General features: G+C 71.3%; 20 protein-coding genes. 12 read left to right on the top strand and 8 right to left on the bottom strand.

Translation table 11 applies throughout. The annotated features are described in order from the left end of the window. Window positions 1-41: 41 nt before the first annotated feature. From C8250_RS07325 to C8250_RS42930, 11 genes are all read left to right on the top strand, one after another. A complete protein-coding gene (locus tag C8250_RS07325) occupies window positions 42-1694 on the top strand; it encodes a class I adenylate-forming enzyme family protein (RefSeq protein WP_138356978.1) in 1653 nt (550 codons plus the stop codon). Next, complete coding sequence (locus C8250_RS07320) at window positions 1691-2980, top strand: beta-ketoacyl-[acyl-carrier-protein] synthase family protein (RefSeq protein ID WP_138356979.1); 1290 nt, start codon at window positions 1691-1693, stop codon at window positions 2978-2980. Before C8250_RS07325 ends, C8250_RS07320 begins: the two co-directional genes overlap by 4 nt. Continuing rightward, entirely contained in the window at window positions 2973-3479 is a 507-nt protein-coding gene (locus C8250_RS07315) for an L-2-amino-thiazoline-4-carboxylic acid hydrolase (protein ID WP_138356980.1), read from the top strand. Before C8250_RS07320 ends, C8250_RS07315 begins: the two co-directional genes overlap by 8 nt. 55 nt (window positions 3480-3534) lie before the next feature. Next, the gene (gene hppD / locus C8250_RS07310) at window positions 3535-4605 is read left to right on the top strand and encodes a 4-hydroxyphenylpyruvate dioxygenase (protein WP_138356981.1); all 1071 of its coding nucleotides are present in this window, start codon (window positions 3535-3537) and stop codon (window positions 4603-4605) included. A gap of 47 nt (window positions 4606-4652) precedes the next feature. Continuing rightward, window positions 4653-5576, top strand: a complete 924-nt coding sequence (locus C8250_RS07305) for a phytanoyl-CoA dioxygenase family protein (protein ID WP_138356982.1) — start codon at window positions 4653-4655, stop codon at window positions 5574-5576. A 7-nt stretch (window positions 5577-5583) separates the two neighbouring features. Next, on the top strand, window positions 5584-6480 hold the full coding sequence (locus C8250_RS07300) for a prephenate dehydrogenase (protein WP_138356983.1): 897 nt from the start codon (window positions 5584-5586) through the stop codon (window positions 6478-6480). An 82-nt stretch (window positions 6481-6562) separates the two neighbouring features. Continuing rightward, window positions 6563-7270: a 3-oxoacyl-ACP reductase FabG gene (gene fabG / locus C8250_RS07295; RefSeq protein WP_138356984.1), complete on the top strand. Its 708-nt coding sequence runs from the start codon at window positions 6563-6565 to the stop codon at window positions 7268-7270. Window positions 7271-7378: 108 nt separating this feature from the next. Then, on the top strand, window positions 7379-8638 hold the full coding sequence (locus C8250_RS07290; RefSeq protein ID WP_138356985.1) for an acyltransferase domain-containing protein: 1260 nt from the start codon (window positions 7379-7381) through the stop codon (window positions 8636-8638). Between the two features lie 99 nt (window positions 8639-8737). Then, entirely contained in the window at window positions 8738-9526 is a 789-nt protein-coding gene (locus C8250_RS07285; RefSeq protein ID WP_138356986.1) for a DUF3050 domain-containing protein, read from the top strand. A gap of 50 nt (window positions 9527-9576) precedes the next feature. After that, window positions 9577-10356, top strand: a complete 780-nt coding sequence (locus C8250_RS07280; RefSeq protein ID WP_138356987.1) for a maleylpyruvate isomerase family mycothiol-dependent enzyme — start codon at window positions 9577-9579, stop codon at window positions 10354-10356. A gap of 5 nt (window positions 10357-10361) precedes the next feature. Next, entirely contained in the window at window positions 10362-11186 is an 825-nt protein-coding gene (locus C8250_RS42930; RefSeq protein WP_198358279.1) for a maleylpyruvate isomerase N-terminal domain-containing protein, read from the top strand. A 54-nt stretch (window positions 11187-11240) separates the two neighbouring features. Here C8250_RS42930 and C8250_RS07270 read toward each other — a convergent pair whose 3' ends face one another. The 8 genes from C8250_RS07270 to C8250_RS07235 form a co-directional block, all read right to left on the bottom strand. Next, entirely contained in the window at window positions 11241-12254 is a 1014-nt protein-coding gene (locus C8250_RS07270; RefSeq protein WP_138356988.1) for a helix-turn-helix domain-containing protein, read from the bottom strand. Between the two features lie 50 nt (window positions 12255-12304). Continuing rightward, entirely contained in the window at window positions 12305-13423 is a 1119-nt protein-coding gene (locus C8250_RS07265) for an alpha-hydroxy acid oxidase (RefSeq protein WP_198358278.1), read from the bottom strand. Between the two features lie 201 nt (window positions 13424-13624). Further along, window positions 13625-14692, bottom strand: a complete 1068-nt coding sequence (locus C8250_RS07260) for a methyltransferase (protein WP_138356989.1) — start codon at window positions 14690-14692, stop codon at window positions 13625-13627. Continuing rightward, window positions 14689-16308: a DHA2 family efflux MFS transporter permease subunit gene (locus C8250_RS07255; protein WP_138356990.1), complete on the bottom strand. Its 1620-nt coding sequence runs from the start codon at window positions 16306-16308 to the stop codon at window positions 14689-14691. The genes C8250_RS07260 and C8250_RS07255 overlap by 4 nt, the downstream gene beginning before the upstream one ends. Window positions 16309-16321: 13 nt before the next feature. Then, complete coding sequence (gene menD, locus C8250_RS07250; RefSeq protein WP_138356991.1) at window positions 16322-18001, bottom strand: 2-succinyl-5-enolpyruvyl-6-hydroxy-3-cyclohexene-1-carboxylic-acid synthase; 1680 nt, start codon at window positions 17999-18001, stop codon at window positions 16322-16324. A 106-nt stretch (window positions 18002-18107) separates the two neighbouring features. Next, complete coding sequence (locus tag C8250_RS07245; RefSeq protein WP_138356992.1) at window positions 18108-19592, bottom strand: UbiD family decarboxylase; 1485 nt, start codon at window positions 19590-19592, stop codon at window positions 18108-18110. 680 nt (window positions 19593-20272) lie between these two features. Further along, window positions 20273-21862 (bottom strand): APC family permease, encoded by a 1590-nt coding sequence (locus C8250_RS07240; RefSeq protein WP_138356993.1) that lies wholly within the window; start codon window positions 21860-21862, stop codon window positions 20273-20275. Window positions 21863-22056: 194 nt separating this feature from the next. Further along, entirely contained in the window at window positions 22057-22887 is an 831-nt protein-coding gene (locus tag C8250_RS07235; RefSeq protein ID WP_138356994.1) for an SGNH/GDSL hydrolase family protein, read from the bottom strand. Between the two features lie 222 nt (window positions 22888-23109). On the opposite strand from C8250_RS07235, the gene C8250_RS07230 reads away from it, so the two are divergent. Beyond that, window positions 23110-24084: a site-specific integrase gene (locus C8250_RS07230; protein WP_138356995.1), complete on the top strand. Its 975-nt coding sequence runs from the start codon at window positions 23110-23112 to the stop codon at window positions 24082-24084. Window positions 24085-24093: the final 9 nt, after the last annotated feature.

Here is a 24093-nt window from a genome sequence, read left to right as displayed (position 1 = left end):
GTCCAGCCCCTCCTGTTCGACCCTCACAGGGAGAAAGCCACATGACCGTCCGACAATTGCGAGCGCAACTCGCGGCCGACCAGGAGCTGGGCGTCGGCAATGTGCTCAGCACCCTGGTCGCCCGCGCCGGGGAGTCCGCCGAGTCGGCGCTGACCTTCGACTCCGAGGTCGACGGGCACCCGGCCTGGCAGCGGCTGACGCTGCCCGACCTGGAGCGTGCCGTCGCCGCCCGCGCGGCGTGGCTGCACGCGTGGGGGGTGCAGCCACGCGACGCGGTCGCGGTGTTCGTCTCCACCGCGGCCGACCATGTGCTCGCCTATCTCGCGCTGACCAGGATCGGGGCCATCCCGGCGCTGCTCAACGCGAACATGGACGGGACCACGGCCCGCGCCTACATCGGGAAGGTGGCGCCCCGCGCGCTGCTCACCGACGCCGCGCACCGCGAACGCCTCGGCGACGGGGAGTTCCCCGGCCTGCTGCTCGGTGACATCGCCGGGATCGGCACCGGCGACCCGGCCCTGGCTCCCGGCCAGTACCGCTTCCACCCCACCGACGCCGCCGTCATCACCCACTCCTCCGGGACCACCGGGCTGCCCAAGCCGGTGATCGCCACCCACGCCAGTCTGTTCGCCGCCTCCCGGCACCGGCTTTCGCTGCCCAAGCCGCGCACCATCGACCGGATGCTCAGCGCTCTGCCCGCCAACCACGCGGCGATGGTGATCGCGGTGACGCTGGCGCTGTGCAGCGGCACCGAGTTGATGCTCGTGTCGGAGCAGGACGGTCTGAAGGTCCTGGAAGCGGTGGACCGCTGGAAGCCGTCGTGCGTCTTCGGTTTCGCGGCCACCTGGCCGCAGCTGGTCAACCGGGACCTGGGCGCGTACGACCTGGACAGCGTGCAGATGTGGTGGAACACCGGGGACGCCGCGCACGAGGCGCACATCAGGAAGCTGGTCGCGGTCGGCCACCGGCTGGTCGCCCAGCGCGGCGGCGGGATCGCCCGCAAGGAGGGCGCCACCTTCATGGACGGCCTGGGCTCCAGCGAGATGGGCCACTCGATGTTCTTCATCACGCACACCGCCGAGACCGACCGCTACAACCGGTGCATCGGCAAGCCGCACGCGTTCGCCGAGGTGGCCGTCCTCGACGAGCTGGGCGAGCCGCTGCCGCCCGGCCGGATCGGTGAGCTGGGCGTGAACGCCCCCACCGTGTCGCCGGGGTACTGGAACGACTCGGCCACCACCTACCGCACCCGCAGGGCCGGCTACTTCCTCACCGGGGACCTCGTCTACCGGGACGAGGCCGGCTACTACTACCACGTCGACCGGGTCGTGGACACGGTCGCGCTGTCCGGCGGGCGCTATCTGCACACCGCGCAGTCGGAGGAACAGATCCTGGCCCGCTGCCCGGAGGTGTCCGACTGCACCGTCATCGCGGTGCCGGGCCCGGACGGTGCGGTGACCACCGAGGTGCTGGTGAGTATCCTCCCCGGCGCGAAGGCGCCAGGGGATCTGGACGAGCAGGTGCGGGCCGCGCTCGACGAGCATGTCGCGGCCACCGTACGGAGCGTCGTGGTGGTCGACGACGAGGACATCCCGCACGGGCCGACCGGCAAGGTCCGCAAGGTCATTCTGCGCGAGCGCTACAGCCAGGCGAAGGCAATGCCCGTGATCGAGCAGGGAGTTGAGACGGTATGAGCGTACGGTCGGAATCGGGTGTGGTCGTCACCGGCATCGGTGTGGTCAGTTCCCTGGGGCGGGACCTCGTGGACACCTTCGACGCCCTGTGCGAGGGGCGCTCGCAGCTCTCCCGGCCCACCCCGGAACTGGGGGAGCAGTCCCTGGTCGAGGTGGTCTCACAGGCACCCGACATCGACCCGGCCGAGGTGCTGAAGCCGCCGATCGACCCGGGCGTCGACCGCTTCCTGATCCTCGCGCTCGCCGCGGCGGAGCAGGCGATGGCGGACTCCGGGCTGCGGGTCGGCGAGAACGCGGACCCGGAGCGGGTCGCGGTGATCACCTCCACCGCCGGCGGACCGCTGCGGACGTACGAGGAGCAGGCCGCGGCGCGCCGCGAGCGCGGCCGCAGCGCGGTCAGCCCGTATCTGTGCCCGGGGATGATCCCCAACATGTCGGCCGCCCGGATCGCCATCAAGTACGGCATCCGCGGCTACAGCCTGCTGCTGTCCACCGCCTGTGCGGGCGGCGGCCAGGCCGTCGCCGAGGCGTTCCGGCTGATCCGCGAGGGTGAGGCGGACGTGGTGGTGTGCGGCGGCTCCGACGCGCCGCTGCATCCCACGGTCGCGGCCGCCTTCGTCAACGCCCGTTCGCTGGCGAACGGTTACGACGACCCGACGAAGGCGAGCCGGCCGTTCGACCAGGACCGCAACGGCTATGTGCTCGGCGAGGGCGCCGCGATGTTCATCCTGGAGCGGGCGGAGCACGCGGACGCCCGCGGCGCCGCCGGATACGCCGACGTCATCGGCTGGGGCGCGACCACCGACGGGTACCACGTGACCAAGCCCCGTCCGGACGGCTCGGGCGCCGCGGCCTGCATGCGGAAGGCCGTCGCGCGGGCCGGGCTGCGGCCCGAGGACATCGGTTACGTCAACGCGCACGCCACCAGCACCGGGCTCGGCGACATCGCCGAGGCGCGGGCGATCCGGGCGGTGTTCGGCGACGAGACCCCGCCGGTCAGCTCCACCAAGTCGGTCACCGGCCATCTGATGGGCGCCTCCGGGGCGTTCGAGGCCGCCGCCACCGTGCTGGCCGTCGCGCACGGCACGCTGCCGCCGACGTTCAATTTGGACCAGGTCGGCCGGGGCTGCGAGCTCAACCACGTGCGCGGAAAGGCGTACCGGACCGAGGTGCGGGCGGCGCTCTCCAACTCCTTCGGGTTCGGCGGCCACAACATCTCGCTGGCCATCGGCACCCCCACCACCCGGGGCCGGCGCCTCGCCGACGGAACGCGCAGCGATGGCTGAGCGGGCAGGCGACCTGCCGCTGCACAAGTTCTGGTGGCTGCACGACGCCCGCTGGTACCAGGGAGTGATGAAGCGGTACGGGCAGGAGGCCGCCAACGAGATCAACGCGGAGGCGATGCTCTTCGTGGCCCGCCGCGTCGCCCGCTGGTACACCGCCCGGCACGACGTCGACTTCGAGAAGCTGCCGATGGACGAGTTCGTCGACCGGTTCAAGGAGATCCCCCGGGTCATGTGGCCCGAGGACATGACCAACTACCAGCACCACGCGGTTGGTCCCGACACCTTCGAGACCGTGGTCACCGAGCACTTCGCGCTGAAGATGCTCAAGGCCGCCCGGTCCTTCGACAGCTACCGGTGCCCCTGCCTGGAGATGCGGGCCGGCTGGTTCGAGGGCATGGGGCTCACCGTCGAGGACAGCCGCAGCGAGTGCATGACCAGCGGCTCGGAGGTCTGCCGCTTCCGCGCGACCGTGCGTCGCACCGACCCGGATCCGGCCTGAACGCACGCGCGAACGCGCCCTGCCGGAACGTTCCGTCCAAGGGAGATCCACACCCATGATCGCAGGTATTGACCACGTCGAGTTCTTCGTGGGCGACGCCCAGCAGTCGTCCTTCTATCTCTGCGGTGCCTTCGGCTTCCGGCTGTGCGCCGAGGGCGGCCCGGAGACCGGCCTCACCGGGCACCGCTCGCTGCTGCTGCGCCAGGGCGGGGTCCGCCTCGTGCTCACCTCGGCGCTCACCGCGACCGCCGAGGCGGCCGGATACGTCAGCCGGCACGGCGACGGTGCGGCGGTGATCGCCTTCGGCACCGATGACGCCAGGGCCGAGTTCCACGCCGCCGTCGAGCAGGGCGCGGCCCCCGTGCGGGAGCCGGCCGTGTACGCGGACGCCGGAGCCCGGGTGGTGGTCGCCGAGGTCGCAGGGTTCGGCGATGTCGTCCACCGCTTCGTGGAACGGCACGGCGACCCGGACGCGTTCCTGCCGGGCCGGATGCAGACCCTGGCCCCGGACCCGGAGGACGGGGAGTCGCTGTTCGAGCTGATCGACCACGTCGCGGTGTGCGTGCCGGCCGGGGAGCTGGACCGGACGGTCGCCCACTACGAGAAGGCCTTCGGCTTCGCCCAGGTCTTCGAGGAGCACATCGAGGTGGGCGAGCAGGCGATGAACTCCAAGGTGGTGCAGTCCCCTTCGGGCGGCGTCACCTTCACGATCCTGGAGCCCGACACCACCCGCAGGCCCGGCCAGATCGACGACTTCATCGGCCGGCACGGCGGCGCCGGAGTGCAGCACCTGGCCTTCCTGGCGCCGGACATCTTCACCGCCGTGGACCGGCTGCAGCAGCGCGGAGCCCGCTTCCTGGCCACCCCGGACGGCTACTACGACGGCGTCGCGGGACGGGTCGGGGCCACCACGGTCGACGCGGCGGAACTGCGCCGCACCAACGTCCTGATCGACCGGGACCACTGGGGCGAGATCCTGCAGATCTTCACCCAGTCCATGCACGTGCGGCGCACCTACTTCATGGAGGTCATCGAGCGGCGCGGGGCGCGCAGCTTCGGCAGCGGCAACATCAGGGCGCTCTACGAGGCCGTGGAACGTGACGGTTCGAGCGCCGCGGCAGTCTGAGCGCCGCGGATCCGAGCGGGAGAACAGGACAGCGGGGAAGGCAGTTCATGGACGCGGGACAGACGGAATTCAAGCTCACCGACAAGGAAGCGGCACTGCTGCCGACGGACGACGAAGTACGGCAGTACGCCGAGCGCGGCTGGTATCTGTCGCGCAAGCTGTTCACCGACGACGAGATCGACGTACTGACCTCGGCGAGCGACCGGTACTACGCGGGCCACCGGGACCGCACGCTGCCGGTCCGGCCGGCCAGGCTGGCGTACTGGACCCCCGAGGACGGGCCGGTCCAGCGGCACAACGACTACATCCACTACGAGGACGACCGGATCGCGGCGATCCTGCGCAAGCCGCTGCTCGGGGCGGTCGCGGCCCGGCTCGCCGAGGCCGACGAGATCCGGGTCTTCCAGGCCACGATGATCTACAAGCCGCCGCGGCCCGACGAGCGCACCAACCTGGTGCCCTGGCACTTCGACAAGCACTACTGGGCCACCTGCACTTCGGAGCGCATGCTCACCGCCTTCATCCCGTTCCACGACTGCGGAACCGGGATGGGCACCATCACGATGATCGACGGGAGCCACCGCTGGCGCGAGGCCGCCGTCGTCGACAGTGCCACCCGACACTTCGCCGAACGCGACCGCTCGGAACTGGACCGGATGCTGGCCGAGAACGCCACGTACAACAGCACCCAGGTCACCAAGGTCCCGATGGAGATCCCCAAGGGCCATGTGAGCTTCCACCACTGCCGGACGTACCACGGCAGCGGACCCAACCTCAGCGACCGGCCGCGCCGGGCGATCTCGCTGCATCTGCAGGACGGCGCCAACCAGCACCGGCCGTTCCAGCTGTCCGACGGCTCACCGGTCGAGTACAACCACGACGTCCTCGTCCGCCGTACGCCCGCGGGCGAACCCGACTACTCCGACCCCGCGTTCTGCCCGGTCGTCTGGCGTTCCGGCACGGGACGCTGAGCCGCCGATGCGAACGGTGGCGGTGGTGGGCGGCGGGCTGATCGGCACCTCGATCGGTATGGATCTGCACGGGTGCGGGGTGCGGGTGCATGTCATCGACCGTGACCCGGTGACCCAGACGGTGGCCGCGGAACGCTGCCGGGGGTACGAGGGCGCACCACCGGAACCCGCCGACCTGGCGGTGATCGCGGTGCCGCCGGGCGCGGTCGCTCCGGTGCTGCGCGAGTGGCAGTCCCGCGGCCTGGCCCGCTGCTACACGGACGTGGCCAGCGCCAAGGAGTCCGTGCACCGGGCCGCCACGGCGGCGGGCTGTGCGCTGGACGCCTTCGTCGGCGGCCACCCCATGGCGGGGAGCGAGCGGCCGGGACCGTACGCGGCGCGCGCCGGGCTCTTCACGGGCCGGCCCTGGGTGCTCACCCCGGACCGGCACACCGGGACAGCCGCACTGTCCGCGGCCCTCGCGCTGGTCGAGGCGTGCGGGGCGCGGCTGGTGGTGATGGGCCGCGCCGAGCACGACCGGGCGGTCGCGACGACCTCGCACGCGCCGCACGTGGTAGCGAGCGCACTGGCCTCGGCGGTGGGCGCGGCTCCGCAGGAAGTGGTCGAACTGTGCGGGGCGGGGATCCGGGACGCGACCAGGATCGCCGCGGGCGAGACCGGACTGTGGAGCGACATCCTCGGCAGCAACGCGAGTGCGGTCGCGGCGGCACTGGAGCCGCTGATCACCGAACTCACCGCCGCCCTGGTCCAGTTGCGGGAGGTCGCGGGCGCTCCGCCCGGATCCCCGCCGAGGGCGCTGGCCGGGCTGCTGGACCGCGGCGGGGAAGGCCGCGCCCGCATCATGACGGCCCAGCCGGCCGCGGCCCCCGCGCCGCCACCGGTCGCGGTCCCTTCCTACGCCTAGCCGCGTCCTGCGCGCGGTCCCGTCCCGAGCCCGGTCCCGTCCTACGCCCAGCCATGAACGACGAGCGGAGAGGAGACAGCAGATGAGCCGGTCGGTCCTGGTCACCGGGGGCAATCGCGGTATCGGTCTGGCGGTCGCCAACGCCTTCCTGGCGCAGGGCGACCGGGTCGCGGTGACCTGTCGCGAATCCCCGCCGCCGGACGGAAAGCTGTTGGCCGTGCGGTGCGATGTGACCGACTCCGGGCAGATCGACGCGGCCTTCGACGCGGCCGAGCGCGCCCACGGGCCGGTCGAGGTACTGGTCTCCAACGCCGGGATCATCGACGACGTCCTGCTGCTGCGGATGCGCGAGGAGCAGTTCACCCGGGTCGTGGACACCAACCTCACCGGCGCCTACCGGGTCGCCCGGCGGGCCGCGCGCGGCATGGTGCGCGGCGGCTGGGGACGGATCGTGCTCATCTCCTCGGTGGCCGCCGTGCGCGGGGCTCCCGGGCAGGCCAACTACGCGGCGAGCAAGGCCGGTCTGGGCGGGCTGGCACGGGCCGTCGCGCGCGAGCTGGGCTCCCGGGCGATCACCGCCAACGTGGTACTGCCCGGTTTCATCCCCACCGACATCAACGCGGACCTGCCGGAGAAGGTCCGCCGGGAGGCGCTCGCCCAGATCCCGGCGGGCCGCTACGGGCGGCCGGAGGAGGTCGCGGCGGCCGTCACGTTCCTCGCGTCGGATGCCGCCGGCTACATCACGGGGGCCCTGCTGCCGGTGGACGGCGGACTCGGCATGGGCCACTGACACCGCAGGTCACGTCGGACCGGATCACGTCAGGCCGCAACAGGTCACGTCGGACCGGATCACGTCACGTCAGCTCTTGGAAACCGCAGACGACCGGGGGAGGACCCCTTGCACGCCACCCGCACCGTTCCCTGTCCGCTCGGCGCCCAGTCGCCCGACGCGCTCGGCGCACTGGCCCGCGAGCTCGTCGCGAAGCTCACCGCCGACCCGGGGGTGTCCCCGGCCCAGGCGGCGCGCGGTCTGGCCGGCAGCCCCGCCGGGCCGCACCGCGCCGTGGTGCTCGCGGAGGACCAGGCCGGGCTGCTCGACGGCCTGTCCGCGCTGGCCGCCGGCCGGCCCGCCGACCACCTCGTCACCGGACAGGCCGTTACCGGCGCCGGAACGGCCTTCGTCTTCCCCGGCCAGGGCTCCCAGTGGCCGGGCATGGCGACGGAGCTGTACGCGCGGTCGGAGGTCTTCCACGACCGGCTCGACGCCGTGGCCGCCGAACTGGGCCGGTGGAACGACTGGAACCTCCTCGACGCCATGGCGGGCGCGGAGGGCGCGCCGGGTTTTGAACGGGTCGACGTGGTGCAGCCCGCGCTGTTCGCGATGATGGTGTCGCTGGCCGCGCAGTGGGAGTCGTACGGTGTCGTCCCGACGGCCGTGATCGGTCACTCGCAGGGCGAGATCGCCGCCGCGCACGTCGCCGGGATCCTCAGCCTCCAGGACGCCGTACGCATCGTGGTGATGCGCGGGCGCGTCCTGCGGAAGCTGACCGGGCGCGGCGGGATGCTCTCGGTGCCGATGCCGTACGAGTGGGTCGAGCGGTACGTGGCGGAGCACTCGGCGCGGCTGGCGCTCGCCGCCGAGAACGGCCCCGGCAACCTGGTCGTCTCCGGCGATGTGCCCGCCCTGGAGGAACTGGTCCAGCGGTGCGCGGAGGAAGGCGTCCGGGCCCGGATGGTGAAGGTCGACTACCCCTCCCACTCGCCGCAGATCGATGAGATCCGCGACGAGCTGCTCGCCGGCATCGCCGGCGTGGCCCCCGGCCCCGGCCGGATCCCCTACTACTCGTCGGTGGCCGCGGGCCGTATCGACGGCACCGAACTGGATGCCGACTACTGGTTCCGGAACCTGCGCCGCACGGTGCGCTTCGAGTCCGCGGTGCGCGCCGCGGCGGACGACGGCCATCTGCGGTTCGTGGAGAGCAGCCCGCACCCCGTGCTGGTGCGGGGAGTGCAGCGCACGCTCCGCGACGTGCCGGACGGCCGGGTGATCGAGTCGGTGCGGCGCGGTGAGGGCGGCCCCGACCGGTTCCTGCGCTCGGCGGCCGAGGCGTACACGCACGGTGCGGACGTCGCCTGGCCCGGCGCGCTGTTCAGCTGAATCCGTGGATCCGGAAGAGCCCGGATCCCCGGCGCCCACATGCTCCGGGAACCCAAGAGTCCCGGCGGTCTCACGAGTTGTCCCACTCTGGAGGAACAGATGTCACGCTACGACTGGGAAATCGACAACCCCGGCATCGCCCGCCTTGAGCAGGCCGTGGAAGGCGCCCGCAGCCGGGTGGTCGGCCACCCCGTCTACCACAGCCTGGACAGCCTGGGCGCGGTGGTCACGTTCATGGAGCACCACGTCTTCGCCGTCTGGGACTTCATGTCCCTGCTGAAGTCGCTGCAGCGGAACCTGACCTGCGTCTCCGTGCCGTGGATCCCGAGCGGCCCGGCCGCGAGCCGGCGGCTCATCAACGACATCGTGCTGGTCGAGGAGAGCGACGAGATCGGCGAGGGCTTCATCAGCCACTTCGAGCTCTATCTGCAGGGCATGGCCGAGGCGGGCGCCGACACCGGGCCGATCGACTCCCTGGTGGCGCTGCTGCGCGAGGGCAAGCCGGTGCTGCCGTCCCTGAAGGAGGCGGGCGCGCCCGCCTCGTCCATCGAATTCGCCACGAAGACCTGGGAGTTCATCGAGAACTCCCCGGTGCACTGCCAGGCGGCGGCCTTCGCCTTCGGCCGCGAGGATCTGATTCCGGACATGTTCGACAAGGTGGTCGCCGTCAACCGCGACCAGGGCAACCGGCTCGGTTCCTTTGTCGACTATCTGGAACGGCACATCGAGGTGGACGGCGAGGAACACACCCCGATGGCCATGCAGATGCTCGCCGACCTGTGCGGCGACGACCAGGACAAGTGGGCGGAGTGCGAGGAGGCCATCAACGGGGCACTCGACGCCCGGGTCCGGCTGTGGGACGGCATCCTCGCGGAAGTCCGTGCCTGACAGCCATCATTGAGGTCACGTCACTTCAGCCAGCAGCGACGGAACTTCACATGACTCCCGCTGAATCCCACCAGGAGGACGACGTGCCGACGCAAGCGACAGAGGCATTATGGGCGGACCGCAGCGCACTTCTCGATCTCTGCGCGGGCCTGTGCGAGGCGGACTGGAAGACGGAGAGCGGCTGCCCCGGCTGGTCCGTACAGGATGTCGTGGCGCACATGGGCGCACTGTTCACCTCGGTGGTCGCTCCGGGGACGCTGCCCGACACCGCGGGCCTCGCGACCGAGCGGGCGCAGGACGTCCATGTGGAGTTCCGGCGCTCCTGGTCGGCCGCCCAGGTCGTACGGGACTACGCGTCGGTCAGCACCCAGGCCATCGGGGCGCTGGAGCGCCTCGCGGCCGTCGACCGGCAGCTGGACCTCGGTGACCTCGGGACGCATCCGGCGGCGCTGCTGCCCAACGCCTTCGCCTTCGACCACTACACCCACATCCGCGCCGACCTGTTCGCTCCGCGCGGCCCGCTGACCGGGACGCCGCCACCCTCCGACGAGCTGCGGCTCACGGCCGCGATCGACTGGATCGAGGCGGCCCTGCCGCAGCAGAACCGGGAGCTGCTCGCCGGGCTCTCGGGCTCGGCCGACCTGGTGCTCGACGGGCCCGGCGGCCGCACCATCAAGCTGGGGGCCGGCGGCCGGACGCTGCGGGTCGCCGGCGACACCACCTCGTTCGTCCGCTGGATCACCCAGCGCGGCAGCTGGGAGGAACTGGACGTCACCGCGTACGGCGATCCGGAGCAGGCGGCGCTGCTGCGCCGGCTGCGGGTGTGGTGACGCGGATGTTCCCCGACTTCACCACGACCCCGGAAGACCTGCGGCGGGCCGCGGCCCGCACGGCCGCGCTGCTGCGGACCGTGCCGGAGCCCGGCGCGCCCGTGCCGGGCCTGGCGTGGACCATCGGTGAGACCGCCGCCCATCTCGTCGTGGAGCTCCAGCACTACGCGGGCTTCGCCGGCGGCGAACTGGACGCCCGCACCGTGCTGGACGTCCTGCCCACCGGGCCGGGAGTGACCCCGGGCGAGCTGAACGCCGCCGCCAATACCCATCTGCTCGCCGGGTTCCCCGAGCGGGACCCGAAGGTGCTCGCGGACCTGCTGGAGTCGGCGGCCGCCGACTTCGGTGCGGCGGCCGGCCGCCGCCGCCCGGACGAACCCGTCCTCACCACCAACGGCCTGCACATGACCGTGCCGGTGATGGCGGCGACCCTGCTCGGCGAACAGGTCGTCCACGGCCTGGACATCGCCCGCGCCCGGCGGACGCCCTGGCCGGTGGACCGCCGGGACGCGCTGCTGATCGTCGAGGGCGTGCTCGCCATGGCCCCGGAGTACGTCGACCGGAAGCGGGCCGCCGGGATGCACATCGCGTACGAGCTGCGCTTCCGCGGCGGCCCGGGATACCGGTTCGCGGTGGACGACGGGACGGCCGAGGTGACCCCGGCGGGCGCCCGCGCGGACTGCCGGATCACCGCCGACCCGGCGGCCTTCGTGCTGATGGGCTACGGCCGGGTCGGACAGTGGGGTCAGGTGCTGCGCGGCCGGATCGTCGCCGGGGGACGGAAGCCCTGGCTCGCCTCGGCGTTCGGGTCGCTGCTCACCCCCGTCTGACCGTACGGCCGGGCGCGACGGCGGGATCGGTGGCTCGAGGTCGGAGGGCGGGGGTCAGAAGAGCTCCACGCCGGGAAGGTGCGGGCCTGGCTGGACGGGCAGTTGCGCGACCAGGGTGGTGATCCGCATGGACGGGTGCAGGGCGGCGTGCGCGCCGGCCGTACTCAGCGCGAGGGGGGAGCGGCGGCAGATTTTGATCAACTCGGCCGTCGCCTCCTCCTCGGCCACCACCCTGCTGTGGCCGAGCAGCACCTCCAGCGAGGCCCGGGCGTCCTGGAAGGAGAGCACATCGAGGCTGACCGGGTGCGCCCCGTGATGAGCCACCAGGCTGACGAGCTTGCGGCGGCTGGTCACCAGCGTCAGACACCCCGCGGCGCCCGGCAGCAGCGGCGACACCTGTTCCGCGGACTGCGCGTCGTCCAGCACCAGCAGCATCCGCTTGCCGGCCAGCAGGCTCCGCAGCAGCGCCGACCGCGCGGGCAGCCCGGCGGGCACCTGGTCCGGCTGCACGCCGAGCGAGTCGAGGAAGTCCGCGATCGCCTCGTCCGGCCCCAGCCGGGCGGGCGTGCTGCCGCGCAGGTTCACATAGAGCTGGCCGTCCGGAAAGCGGTCGGCGTGCTGATGGGCCCAGCGCACGGCGAGGGCGGTCTTGCCCACCCCCAGCGGGCCGTCGATCACGGCGAGACCGGCGTGCCGGCCCTGGTGTTCGAGCAGCGCGGTGAGCGAGCGCAGCTCGCGGTCCCGGCCGGCGAAGTGGCGGGCCGCCATGGGTATCTGCTGCGGGACCACCACCTGGGCGACGGGCTTGCCGGGCGGCCCGGGCACCGCCGCGGGGTCCCCGTCGGGGGCTCGCCCGGAGGCGAGCCGCGCCATGTCGCTCGGATCTAACTCCAGTGCGGTGGTGAGGAGTTGCAGGGAGCGGGGATGGGGTTTGCGGGTCCTCCCGCGTTCCAGGTCACTGATCATGCGGACGCTCAGCCCGGTACGCCGGGCCAGGTCCTCCTGAGTGAGGCCCATGGCCTCCCGGCGCTGGACGAGAAGTTCGGTCGAGTCACTGCTGATGTGCACGGTGTTCCCCCGTTGTGAAAGTACTGGTCCGCTGGCGGATGGCGCTGTTCCTAGGCGGGACGGCCGCCGGGCGGCCGGTCGTGCGGATGGAGCAGCGTCCGGTCGACCAGGTTGAGTTCCGGCAGACCGCAGAGCAGCATCGCCTCGGCCAGTTCGTCGCGCAGCAGGCCGAGTACCGCCGCCACTCCGGTGGACCCGCCGCAGGTGAGACCCCACAGCGCGGGCCGTCCGATCAGGACGGTGTCGGCGCCCAGCGCCAGCGCTTTGAGGACATCGGAGCCGTGGCGGAAGGCGCCGTCCACGAGCACCGCGCACCGTCCGCGCACTTCGGCGGCGATCTCGGGCAGCGCCGCCACCGCCGTGACGGCGCCGGGCAGTTGGCGGCCGCCGTGGTTGGAGACGACGACGCCGTCCATGCCGTGCTCGACCGCGAGCCGGGCGTCCTGGGCGGTCAGTACGCCCTTGAGGAGCAGCGGCAGTTTGGTGCGCCCGCGCAGCCAGGCCAGGTCGGCCCAGCCCACCGAGGTGTCGAACTGCTCGGCGGAGTGTGCCGCGAGCGCCGACGTACCGGCGACGGCGCGATGGGTGGTGGTCATGACCGAGGAGTCCAGGTTGACCGCACGTACGTCCGCGGGGACCGAGAACGCGTTGCGCAGGTCCCGCGGTCTGCGGGCGACCACCGGGGCGTCCACCGTGAGCACCAGCGCGCCGAATCCGGCCTCCTCGGCGCTCGCGACGAGCTTCTCCAACTGGTCGCGGCGGCGCAGCCAGTACAGCTGCAGCCACAGCGGTCCGGACGCCGCGCCGGCCATCTCCTGCAGTGTCCGGTTGGCGAAGATGCTGGCGATGAACAGGGCGCCGGCGGAACCCGCCCCCTGGGCGGTGGCCACCTCGCCCTCGGGGTGGAACAGCCGGTGGTGCGCCATCGGCGCCACTCCGAGCGGCACCCGCAGCGGGCGTCCCAGCAAAGTGGTGCCGAGGTCGGGCCCGGCGGTACCGGTGAGGACCCGAGGATGCAGTCCCAGCCGGTCGAGTACGGCCTGGTTGGCATGGACGGCGGATTCATCGCCGCTGCCTCCGGCCAGATAGTCCCACACCGGCGGGGAAAGGCGCCGGCGAGCCTCTTCTTCGAAATCCCTGACGTGCAATAACGCGCGTTCTTGGGTCACGAGTTGCAGTCTCTCAGTACTTGGTTCGGATGCGGGTAATATCTTTTCCAACTCACGGTGTCACCGTCCGGAAGTCCTGGCTTTCTGCGCCGGGAGGAAAACGCGGAAGCCGCCGCGGTGCGGGCGGCGGTTCGGCGATCGATGAATTGCGGTGAGTTCCGGTGGGTTTCTCAGGACATCACGGGCAGTACTCCTCACGCGTCAGACGGCAATGACCTCGATGGCGCCTTCCCCGTTGGGGTCGGTGGCCGGGGCCGGATGGACGGCGGTGACCTCGAAGCCCGCTTTCTCGGCGAGCGCGCGGTACTCCGGTCCCGTCCTGTTGCGGCCCTCGACCATCGCCAGCATCAGCAGGTCGTACACCTTGGCCTGGCTGGGGCCGGGTCCTGAGGGGATGATCTTCTCCAGGATCACCAGGCGGCCGCCTGCCGGCAGGGCCGCGCGGGTGGTGCGCAGAATGGCCAGGGCCTTCTCGTCGGTCCAGTTGTGCAGACAGCGGGAGAGCAGATAGAGGTCGCCGCCGGTGGGGACCTCCTCGAAGAAGCTGCCCTCCACGAGCGTCGTCCGGTCGGTGAGGCCCGCTGCTTCCAGCCGCTGCCGGGCCTGGCTCACCGCCTCGGGCAGTTCGAGAAGCACTCCGTGCAGTTCCGGGCGGTCCGTGAGCACCTCGGCCAGCAGGTTCCCGTTGCCGCCGCCGATGTCCACGACCGTGCGGACACCGTCGAGTGAGCACTGCGCGAACGCGGCGGGCACCGCGCCGCGGCTGCCCAGCGCCGCGTTGAAGGTGCGGGCGACCTCCTTGTGCTCCTGCAGATACGTGTACATCGGCATGCCGTGCACCTCGTCGAAGGCGGGCGTTCCGGTGCGTACGGCGTGCACGAGCGCGCCGAACGAGCGGAACACCTCCTCGCCGAGCATGATCGCGCTGTTCCGCATCGAGTTGGGCACATCCGAGCGGAGCAGGGCGGAGACCGGAGTGAGCGAGAACCTGTCCTGCTCGTCCTGTTCGAAGATCCCGACCGAGGCGAGCGCCCGCAGAATGCGGTGCACCCCGTCCGGATGCGCATCGCATTCCGCGGCTATCTCCGCCGCCGCTTTGGGGCCTTCGGCCAGGACGTCGGAAATTCCGAGCACCGCGGCCGTATAACAGGCCTGTGCCACCCAGGATCCGGTGAGCGCACCGAGCAGTGTGCGGCTCGCGGCCGCCCTTTCCTGATCCGACGTCGATTCCTCGTCCACCGGGCCGTGCGTCCGGTCATTGCCACTCATTGCGTCATCGCTTTCTTTCGGTCTTCCTTTTCGACGGCGGGCCTTACGGCCGGCCTCTTGACGGCCAGACAGGTGAGGGCGGCGAGCGCGGTCACGGCCACGGGCAGGGCGATCGTCGCGTGCATCGCGTCGATGAATCCGTGGGCCAGGGCCTGTCGCCCGGCCTCCCTGAGTTGACCGGCCAACTCGGCGGGCACCCCGGCCGGCGGCCCGGGTGCGCTGCCCGCCCCGACTTCGAGGCCGCGTTCGGCGGTGGAGCGCAGCCCCGACATGAAGGAGGCGCGGTACTGCTCCGGCAGCGCCAGGGAGCGGCTGTTCGCCTGGTCGCCGATCGACGCGACGAGCCGGTTCTGCAGCAGCGCACCGACCGCCGCGGTGCCGATGACCGCGCCGAACTGCCGGTTGGAGTTGAAGACCCCGGAGGCCGCCCCGCTGAGTTCGGGCCGTACCCCGCGCATCGCGATGGTCGGCATCGGCGCGAACGTCCCGCCCATGCCGGCTCCGGCGACGAGCAGCGGGGGCAGGAAGTGGTACCAGCGGGAGTCCGGTTGGGCGATCGCGGCCATCCACCCCATCCCGGCCGCGAACAGCAGCAGCCCGGAGACCAGGATGTAGCGGCCGTCGATCCGGTCGGTCAGCCGCCCCGCCAACGGCGCCAGGACCATCGACACCATCGCGGCGGGCGCCAGGGTGAGCCCCGCCCGCAGCGCGCTCATCCCGGCCACCGACTGCAGATAGAGGTTGAAGAGCAGCAGGAAGCCGAGCATGCCGATGTTGACCGCACCGCCGACGACGTTCATCAGCGCGTAGTCGCGGTCCCGGAACAGGGCGAACGGGATCAGCGGATCCCGTTCCTGCGAGCGGGCTTGCAACCCGAGGAAGACGGCGAGGAGTACCACTCCGACGCCGAGCACCAGCGGAATGCTGATGAACGAGACCACCGTTCCCCAGTCGTAGCGCTGCCCCTCGACCAGCCCGTAGCAGAGCGCCAGCAGCGCCAGCGTGATCAGCAGCACGCCGAGCGGGTCGAGCCGGCGCGATCTGCTCTCGCGGACCTCGGTGACGACCGCGAACGTTCCGGCCAGCACGACGATCGCGATCGGCAGATTGATGAAGAAGATCCACCGCCAGCCGAACGCGGTGACGAGCAGACCGCCCACCGTCGGCCCGGCGATCGCGGCGATGCCCGCCACCGCGCCCCAGATCCCGAAGGCGGTACCGCGCCGCTCGGGCGGGAAGCTGTGGGTGAGGATGGTCAGGGTCTGCGGCATCAGGATCGCCGCCCCCAGCCCCTGCACCGCCCGGAACGCGATCAGCTGACCCGGATCGGTGGCGAACCCGCAAGCCATCGAGGCGAGCGTGAACAGGACGACGCCGGCCGCGAAGGTGCTGCGCGGGCCCCACAGGTCGCCGATGCGTCCCGCGGTGATCAGCAGCGCCGCGAGCACCAGGGTGTAGCCGTTGATGACCCACAGGATCTGATCGAGCGAGGCACCCAGGTCATCGACCACGTCCGGGATGGCGATGTTGACGATCGTCAGGTCGAGCAGCGTCATGAAGTAGCCGAGCGAGATGACGATCAGCGTGGCCCACGGGTTGCCGCGCAGGTTCCTCATGGCAGCCCCGCCTTCACTCCGCCTCGGGTGCGGGACCGGTCAGCGACTCGCTGATCGCCTGGCCGACGGCGCCCGCCAGGAAGCGGTGGAACTCGGCGTTGCCCCGCCGGTCGGTGACGACCTCGACGAGCCGGGGGCCTGGCGCCCGGACCGCGTCCAGCAGCTCCGTCATCGAACCGGCTCTGGTGTACGGCCAGTCGGCGGCGCGGGCGACGGCGTCGAGCCGCACGTTGTGCGGCGTGCCGAAGAACGTCTCGAAGCCGTCGATGGGTTCGCTCTGCGGGGTCATCGAGAAGATCCCGCCGCCGTTGTTGTTGACCACGACGATCACCAGGTCCGGCCGGGCCGGAGCCGCCCCGGTGATCAGCCCGTTCTGGTCGTGCAGCAGGGACAGGTCACCCAGCAGGGCGTACGCGCGCCCCGACGTCTCGGCCTCATGGGCCAGTGCGGCGCCGATCGCGCTGGACACCGCCCCGTCGATCCCGCTCAGCCCCCGGTTGGCCAGGACGCGCAGATCGCCGCGCGGCCGCAGGGTCCGCTCGACATCGCGTACCGGCATGCTGGACGCGGCGAACAGCAGCGATCCGGGTGGCAGCGCGGCCGCCAGGTCACGGGCGATCCGGGGCTCGGTGACCCCGCCCGCGTCGAGCGTGCTGTCGAGCGCCTCCAGGGCCGCCTTGTCCGCGTCCCGCCACAGCCGCAGCCAGTCCGGATCCGTCTTCTCCTGCACGGGCTTCCCGAGCCGGGAGATCACCTTGGTCGCGGTGCGCGCCGGATCGGCCCAGTCCTCCGCCGGATCCACGACGATCAACTCCTTGACGGAGCCGAGGTAGTTGAGCAGTGCCAGGTTCACCCCGGCCCGGCCGACGGCGACCACCGCCTCGGGGTGCGCCACGGCGCGGAACCCGGGGTGCGACAGCAGATAGCCGTACGTCGTGATCGCGTTGCCGCCCTGGCGGGCACCGCTCTGCGGTTCGGCCAGCAGCGGCCAGCCGGCCTGCTCGGCGAAGGCCACGGCGCCGGCCGGGTCCACCGCGGCGTCGCCGACCACGACCACCCCGCGCGCCGGGACCTCCAGCGCCTGCGGTTCGGGCAGGCTGCGCACCACGCGTATCCTCGGGCGCGGTTCCTGGTTCGCGACGCCCGCCCGACCGGCCTCGGCGTCGGCGGTGTTCTCCAGCGGGTCGGGCAGCATCAGATTGAGCTGGACGGGCCCTCCGGCCGCGGCCGCGACGGTACGGGAGAGCACCGAACGCCAGTACCCGGTGGTCGCCTCGTCGCCGGGGACGGACTCCAGCTCGGCGAAGAACCCGGTCGAGGTGCCGAACATCCGCACCTGGTCGGTCGTCTGGTTGGCGCCCGTGCCGCGCCAGACCGGTTTGCGGTCGGTGGTGATCACGACGAGCGGCACCCGGGCGTGCCGCGCCTCGAGGACCGCCGGGTGCAGGTTGGCCGCCGCGGTGCCGGAGGTGCAGGCGACCGCGACCGGGCGGCCACTGGCCCGGGCGAGCCCGAGCGCGAGGAATCCGGCGGAGCGTTCGTCGATCCGTACGTGCAGCCGCAGGCCCGGGTGCCGGTACAGGGCGGAGGCGAGCAGCCCCGAGTGCAGTCCGGGGGAGATCACCGCCTCCGTGACCCCGCACTGCGCCAGTTCGTCGGCCACGGTGGCGGTGAGCTGGTCGGAAAGGTTCATGGTGTCCCGGTCTCCAGATCGGATCGATACGGCGAGGGGCTGTTCGTGGCAGCGGCCGGTCGGGCGGGCCGGTTTCCGGTGCGGCGGCCAGCCGTCGCGGGACCGGTCAGCTGCCCGGCCGGTCCCACAGGGCGCGCGCCCGCCGCTTGATGTGCTCGGGGAAGTTCTGCTCGAAGGCGGTGCTCACGGGCCGCTTGTCCGCGTCCGGGGAGAGCAGGCAGTCGTACGCCATCTTCGGGCCGCTCAGGCTCTGCATCTCGGCGGCGGAGTAGATGATGTGCAGCGGGGTGAACAGCTGGTCCTCGATGAGGACCTGCCCCTGCACCGGATGGCAGCGGGTGGCGAACCCCCAGGCCAGATCGCGCAGATCGGTGGGGTCGAGGTCGTCGTCGAGCACCAGGATCCGGGTGATCCAGAAACCCACCTTGGGCCGGAGCACCACATTCGCGATGGCCCGGGTCAGCATGCGGGTCGTGGTGTGGATGCCGCCGCCCCACTGCCGCCAGCCGCGCGGCACGGTGATCGCGGCGAGCGTGCACGAGCCTTCCGGGATCAGCCACGCGGCGGTCACCGGCAGCCCGGCACCGCGCAGATTGCGCAGCACCTCGGCGGCGTGCGTGGGGCCCACCACGGTGTGGACCTCCTCGACCGGCTTGCCCGCCGAGACCACCGGCAGGATCGGGTCGTCCCGGTGGGTGATCGCGGAGATATGGAAGACCGGCCGCTGTCGGGGCTGCCCGGATATGTAGCCGAAGAACTCGCCCATCGGCCCCTCCGGCAGGGTCTCGTCGAGCGAGACATGGCCCTCGACGACGATCTCCGCGGAGGCCGGCACCTGCAGATCGACGGTGCGGCAGCGCGTCACCTCCAGCGGTTCGCCGAAGTAGCCGCCGAGGTACCCGGACTCGTCACGGCCGGAGGGCAGCGCCATCCCGCCCGCGAACGGGATCGCCGGTTCGCTGCCCTGGACCAGCGCGGCGGGCATGGGTTCGCCGCGCTCCTTCCACATCGCGTAGATCTTCCCGATGTCCTGCGGCGGGTTGATCATGACGACCAGCGTCCGGCTGTCGGCCGCCATCACCCGCGTGATGGCCCAGTTGGTCCACGAGCCGTCCGGGCTGCGCACGATGATGACGCCCCAGGTGTTGAGGTAGCGCCCGGCGTCGCCCGCGTGCACCAGCGGCACCGGGAACGCGTCCAGCGTGGCCTCGTCGCCGAGCAGCACGTTCTGCTGGCAGGGTGCGTCGGTGATCTCCACCGGCGGGATGGGTTCGGCGTCGAGCGCGGCCGTGAGCTGGTCCACGATGGCCAGCGGATGGGTCCCGGGCTCCAGCCCCAGCGACAGCGCGACCCGTGCCCAGCGTGCCTCGGGCAGCGAGCTCAGTGCTCCCGGTGCTCCGAGGATCCGATAGCCCGGCGGGTGTCCGGCGAGCCGGTTGAACAGGGGGGCGGGCAGTTGGTTCTCCACGGCGTAACGGATCACCGCGCCGGCCTCGAGTTCGGTACTCACCTCGTCGTCGATTTCGCGTAAGTCGCCTATTTCCCGCAGTTCCTCAAGATATGCCCGAAGACTGGTCAAGTGCTTCTTCATTCGGAGCTGGCACCTCGTGTAAACCGGTTGATGAACCGGCAGGAGAGCCGGTATGGGATGGCGTGTCAATGCGTGCGGATACCACTGATGAAGGCAAGGGGAAAGGAGGGCCGGCCGGTGCTGTCGTCATCGCCCGGGCGGCCGAATATGAGCCCCGCGTCCCCGGGGAGTCCCTCTCCGGGAGGGCCGCCCGCGCCCGAGGGGCCGTGCAGGGCCTGTGCAGAGTCTGTGAAGGTCGGGAGGGGTGGCCGGCGGCACTGGAGGACGTCAATTCGGAATATTGAATTCCGCTCATCTCTCAGGCTTGCTCCTCCCGTGAACAGCTTCGGCGGGTCGGCGGTGTGGCGGGCGGGAGAACGCATTAGCGTTTTCCTGACGCCTACTGCTCAGGTACTTCGCGCGAGTCATGTCTTTGAGGCGAGCTGTGTTCAAGTGGCACTTGAGGGCAACACTAGCCTGCGCCCGGAGCCGGTTCAAGGGCGGCCAATTTTACGCAGGTAAAGTGCCGGAAAGCCGCGCGAAGACCCCCGAGAACGGTTGGGCGAGTTCTCGCCAATTCCGTTCGTACGGTGCGTGGCGGCAGGCGAACCACTGGGTGAACCGTGCCCCACAAGGCCCGGCCACGGCTCCTGGACAGCCGGACCGCTGTCCTGCCGGGCCGGCGCCGATCGGCGGAATCCCTACCGCGGTTCCCGCTCCGGGAGGGGACCGTCGCCGGGTTGATGGGCGGAGACGGCGATGGTCTCCTTGCGGAAGAACGCGGGGCGGATCACCCGGTAGACGAGCATCAGAATGCCGCCGAGCACCAGCGCGCCGATACCGGTGACGAAGACTCCGCCGAACGTCCAGTGCGGCGGGAACGGCAGGGTCCACGAGGTGCTGCCGTAGTCCGAGGCGGAGTACACCACGCAGGCGTTGATGAAGAAGTACAGCAACAGGACGCCGCCGATCCCCGGCATGATCCCCTTGCCCCACAGATCGCGCGGGCTCCGGGTCAGCACCTTGCGGTAGTACCAGACACAGGCGAACCCGGTGAGCCCGTAGTAGAAGGCGATCATCAGGCCCACCGAACCGATGGAGTCGGCCAGCACGTTCTCACTGACGCGGGTCAGCATCACGTAGAAGGCGATGGAGGCCAGTCCCATGCCCACCGTCGACCAGGTCGGGGTGAGGAACCGGGGGTGCATCCGGGCGAACCGGTCCGGGATCGCCTTGAACGCGGCCATCGAGAGCGTGGTGCGCGCCGTCGGCAGGATGGTGGTCTGGGTGGAGGCCGCGGCCGAGGTGAGCACCATGAAGATCAGGAGTTTGGTGGCGAAGCCGCCCCAGCCCCCGGTACCGAAGACCTCGTTCCCGAGGCTGGACAGCACGTCCCCGGAGTTGTCGGGGTTGGCGAGCCCGATGCCCTTGTCCCCGACCCCGGCGAAGGCCTGCGCGGACACGGTGACCACGACGTAGACGAGCAGCAGGATGACGGTGGACATGACCGCGGCCCGGCCCGGGGTGCGGCCGCGGTCCTTGGTCTCCTCGTTGACCGACACGGCCGTGTCCCAGCCCCAGTAGATGAAGATTCCGGCGAGGATGCCCTTGGTGAGGGCGTCCAGCGAGTCGATCTTGGCGGGGTTGAACCACGACCACGAGATCTCCGTCGCCACGCTCGACGCCGTTCCCCCGTACACCTTGACCAGCGCGGTGATGGCCAGCAGGAAGAGCACCACGATCTCGATGGTGAGCAGCACCTTCTGCAGGTTGGCCGAGAGCTCGATGCCGATGTAGCAGATCAGCGTCATCACGGCGATCCACAGCACGCCGACCACGGTGACCCACGTGGTGTTCTGGGCCAGCCCGTCGGCGCCGATGAGCTGGAAGCCGTAGGCCCCGGCGATCTGGGCCAGATTCGCCATGACGATGATGTCGGCGGCGATGATGCCCCAGCCGCCCATCCAGCCGGTCCGCGGGCCGAAGGCCCTGGAGGCCCAGGTGAAGGTGGTGCCGCAGTCCGGGTCCGCCTCGTTGAGCTGCTTGTACGCGTAGGCGATCAGGAACATCGGGATGAAGGCCAGGATGATCACGATCGGTGACTGGAACCCGACGACCGCGACGATGACCCCGAGGGTCGCCGCGAGACTATAGGCGGGCGCCGTCGAGGCCAGGCCGATCACCATGCTGGAGAACAGCCCCAGCGCGCCGTCCTTGAGCCCCTTCTCCGTCGATCCAGGTCCCGACGGAGGCCGGGCCGCGGGAGGGGGAGGGACAACAGGTACACCCATAACGGCCGCCTCCGGTCAAAGAAGCACACCCCACGCATTTCCACAATGGACCGCTTCCCCGCAGGTCCGCAACCCAAAGGCGCTAGGCCGGGTCTGACAAATACCGGCGTCCGCCCGAAGAGCGTGCGTGCCAGGCGCCCCGGGCTGGGGGCACCTCCCAGCCGTAGCTGGGGGAGGGATTTGCCAGACCCGGCCTAGGCCGGGTCCGAGGGCGCTTCGCGTCGGCCGGTGTCCGCCGGGGCGTCGTGCGGGGCGCTCAGCGGCAGCAGCCGGGGGCGTTTCGCCGTGCGGCCGTCGCCGGAGGACCGGCCGCGCAGCCGGCGTCCGGGCCAGGGGCCGAGGAACGCGGTCGCCCAGCGCAGTTCGGCCGCCGCGGTCTGCCGCCGGGTGGGGGCCGCCTGGGGCGGCAGCGGGTGGGTCCACGCGTCGCTGCTGCCCGGCAGCCGGACGGCGTCGGCGATGGCCGCTGCGATCCGCTCGTGGCCGAGGGGGCTGGCGTGGAGCCGGTCCACGGTCCACATGCGCGGGTCGGTGGTGACGGGAGGCGCGGCGGTTTCGGCGACCGAGACGCCGTGCCGGGCGGCCGCGGTGCGGATCCGGTCGTTGAGGTCGAGGACGCGGGACGCGAGGGGCCGGGCGAGCGGTGCGATCTTCCCGATGTCGGGGAAGGTGAGGGTGACCACGCGGGCTCCGGCGGCGGTGAGCGCGGCGAACATCTCCTCCAGCTGCCCGGCCACCTCCGCGGCGTCGAACCGGGGCCTGAGCAGGTCGTTGACCCCGGCGACCACGGTGGCCAGGTCGGGGCGCAGAGCCAGGGCGGGCTCCAGCTGTTCGGCGCGGACCTGGCCGGCGACGCGTCCTCGTACGGCCAGATTCGCGTACTGAAGGCCGGGGTTGACGGCCCTGAGGTGCTCCGCGAACCGGTCGGCGAAGCCCCGCAGGCCGACGGTGTCGTCCCCGTCGCCGAGCCCTTCGGTCTGACTGTCACCCAGCGCGACGTAGCGCAGGTATTCACCGTTCGGCATGGGTCGACTCCCTATCGGGGGTTGAGGAACATCCATGTCAGATCGTGCGCTAAGCCCTCGTCGCGCCTGGTGGGCGGCTGGCAGAGCATGGGCAGCGAAGGCGACCTGAAGTCTTCCCACAGATAACACCCCAATATCTGCGGTAACTTGGTCCGTCACCTGCGGTGACGTTCTCCGGCCGCTACGTGAAGCAGCCCTGTTATCTGCGGCAAGGGGGAAGCGGTGCCGACCGTTGTACAGCTGTCGACCGGGAAGGCGTTGACCGTCCGGGCGGCGGCCGACGCGTTCCTCGACTCGTTCGGCAACCCGAACACGGTCCGGAACTACGGGATCGGGGTGGGCAAGACCGCCGAACGGCTCGGTGAGGGCCGGCCGCTGGCGTCGGTCGCGGATGACGAGATCGGCGAGACGCTCGAACTGCTCTGGGGCACCACCGCGGTCAACACCTGGAACTCCCGCCGGGCTGGGGTGCTGTCCTGGCTCGGCTGGTGCCGGGAGCGCGGCTACGACGGTCCCGGCGTTCCGGCCTGGGCCAAGCGGCTGGCGGTGCCGGACTCCGAGACCCCGGCCCGCTCGCACATGGCGGTCGACCGGCTGATCGCACGCCGGGAGGTGCATCTGCGCGAGAAGACGCTGTGGCGGATGCTCTACGAGACCGCGGGGCGTTCGGAGGAGATCCTGGGCGTGAACATCGAAGACCTGGACTTCGCCGGCCGCCGCTGCCCGGTCAAGGCCAAGGGGGCGAAGTCGAAGTCACGCCGTCGGGGCCAGGCGCGCGAGGACTTCTTGCTGGAGACGGTCTACTGGGACGCAGGGACCGCCCGGCTGCTACCGCGGCTGCTGAAGGGCCGCACGCGTGGCCCGGTGTTCGTCACCCACCGCCGCCCGGGGCCGGGGAAGGTCGTCAGCGCCCGCGACGTCTGCCCGGACACCGGCTTCGCGCGGTTGTCGTACGGGCAGGCCCGCGCGCTGCTGGACGAGCACACGGCCGTCCGCGGGCCGGGTACGGGATGGGACCTGCACGAGTACCGGCACTCCTCCCTGACCCACCTCGGCGAGGCCGGGGCGAGTCTGCTGATGCTGATGGCGAAGTCGCGGCACAAGAAACCGGAGAACGTTCGCCGCTACTTCAAGCCCTCCCCGGAGGCCATTGCCGAGCTGACCAGCCTGCTGGCCCCCGGGAACGCACGGCGCTGACGGGCCGTC

The organism is Streptomyces sp. So13.3 (assembly GCF_005860785.2).
Classification (GTDB): Bacteria; Actinomycetota; Actinomycetes; order Streptomycetales; family Streptomycetaceae; genus Actinacidiphila; species Actinacidiphila fildesensis.
Note: the sequence above shows the minus strand (reverse complement) of the source record. Positions and strands in the feature narration are given on the sequence as shown.

Coding starts and splice junctions, on each gene's coding strand:
- menD (WP_138356991.1), bottom strand. CDS start 18,001: ATGAACCTTTCCGACCAGCTCACCGCCACCGTGGCCGACGAACTGGCG.
- hppD (WP_138356981.1), top strand. CDS start 3,535: ATGATCGCAGGTATTGACCACGTCGAGTTCTTCGTGGGCGACGCCCAG.
- C8250_RS07325 (WP_138356978.1), top strand. CDS start 42: ATGACCGTCCGACAATTGCGAGCGCAACTCGCGGCCGACCAGGAGCTG.
- C8250_RS07300 (WP_138356983.1), top strand. CDS start 5,584: ATGCGAACGGTGGCGGTGGTGGGCGGCGGGCTGATCGGCACCTCGATC.
- C8250_RS07235 (WP_138356994.1), bottom strand. CDS start 22,887: ATGCCGAACGGTGAATACCTGCGCTACGTCGCGCTGGGTGACAGTCAG.
- fabG (WP_138356984.1), top strand. CDS start 6,563: ATGAGCCGGTCGGTCCTGGTCACCGGGGGCAATCGCGGTATCGGTCTG.
- C8250_RS07305 (WP_138356982.1), top strand. CDS start 4,653: ATGGACGCGGGACAGACGGAATTCAAGCTCACCGACAAGGAAGCGGCA.
- C8250_RS07280 (WP_138356987.1), top strand. CDS start 9,577: ATGACTCCCGCTGAATCCCACCAGGAGGACGACGTGCCGACGCAAGCG.
- C8250_RS42930 (WP_198358279.1), top strand. CDS start 10,362: ATGTTCCCCGACTTCACCACGACCCCGGAAGACCTGCGGCGGGCCGCG.
- C8250_RS07320 (WP_138356979.1), top strand. CDS start 1,691: ATGAGCGTACGGTCGGAATCGGGTGTGGTCGTCACCGGCATCGGTGTG.
- C8250_RS07245 (WP_138356992.1), bottom strand. CDS start 19,592: ATGAAGAAGCACTTGACCAGTCTTCGGGCATATCTTGAGGAACTGCGG.
- C8250_RS07260 (WP_138356989.1), bottom strand. CDS start 14,692: ATGAGTGGCAATGACCGGACGCACGGCCCGGTGGACGAGGAATCGACG.
- C8250_RS07240 (WP_138356993.1), bottom strand. CDS start 21,862: ATGGGTGTACCTGTTGTCCCTCCCCCTCCCGCGGCCCGGCCTCCGTCG.
- C8250_RS07315 (WP_138356980.1), top strand. CDS start 2,973: ATGGCTGAGCGGGCAGGCGACCTGCCGCTGCACAAGTTCTGGTGGCTG.
- C8250_RS07255 (WP_138356990.1), bottom strand. CDS start 16,308: ATGAGGAACCTGCGCGGCAACCCGTGGGCCACGCTGATCGTCATCTCG.
- C8250_RS07285 (WP_138356986.1), top strand. CDS start 8,738: ATGTCACGCTACGACTGGGAAATCGACAACCCCGGCATCGCCCGCCTT.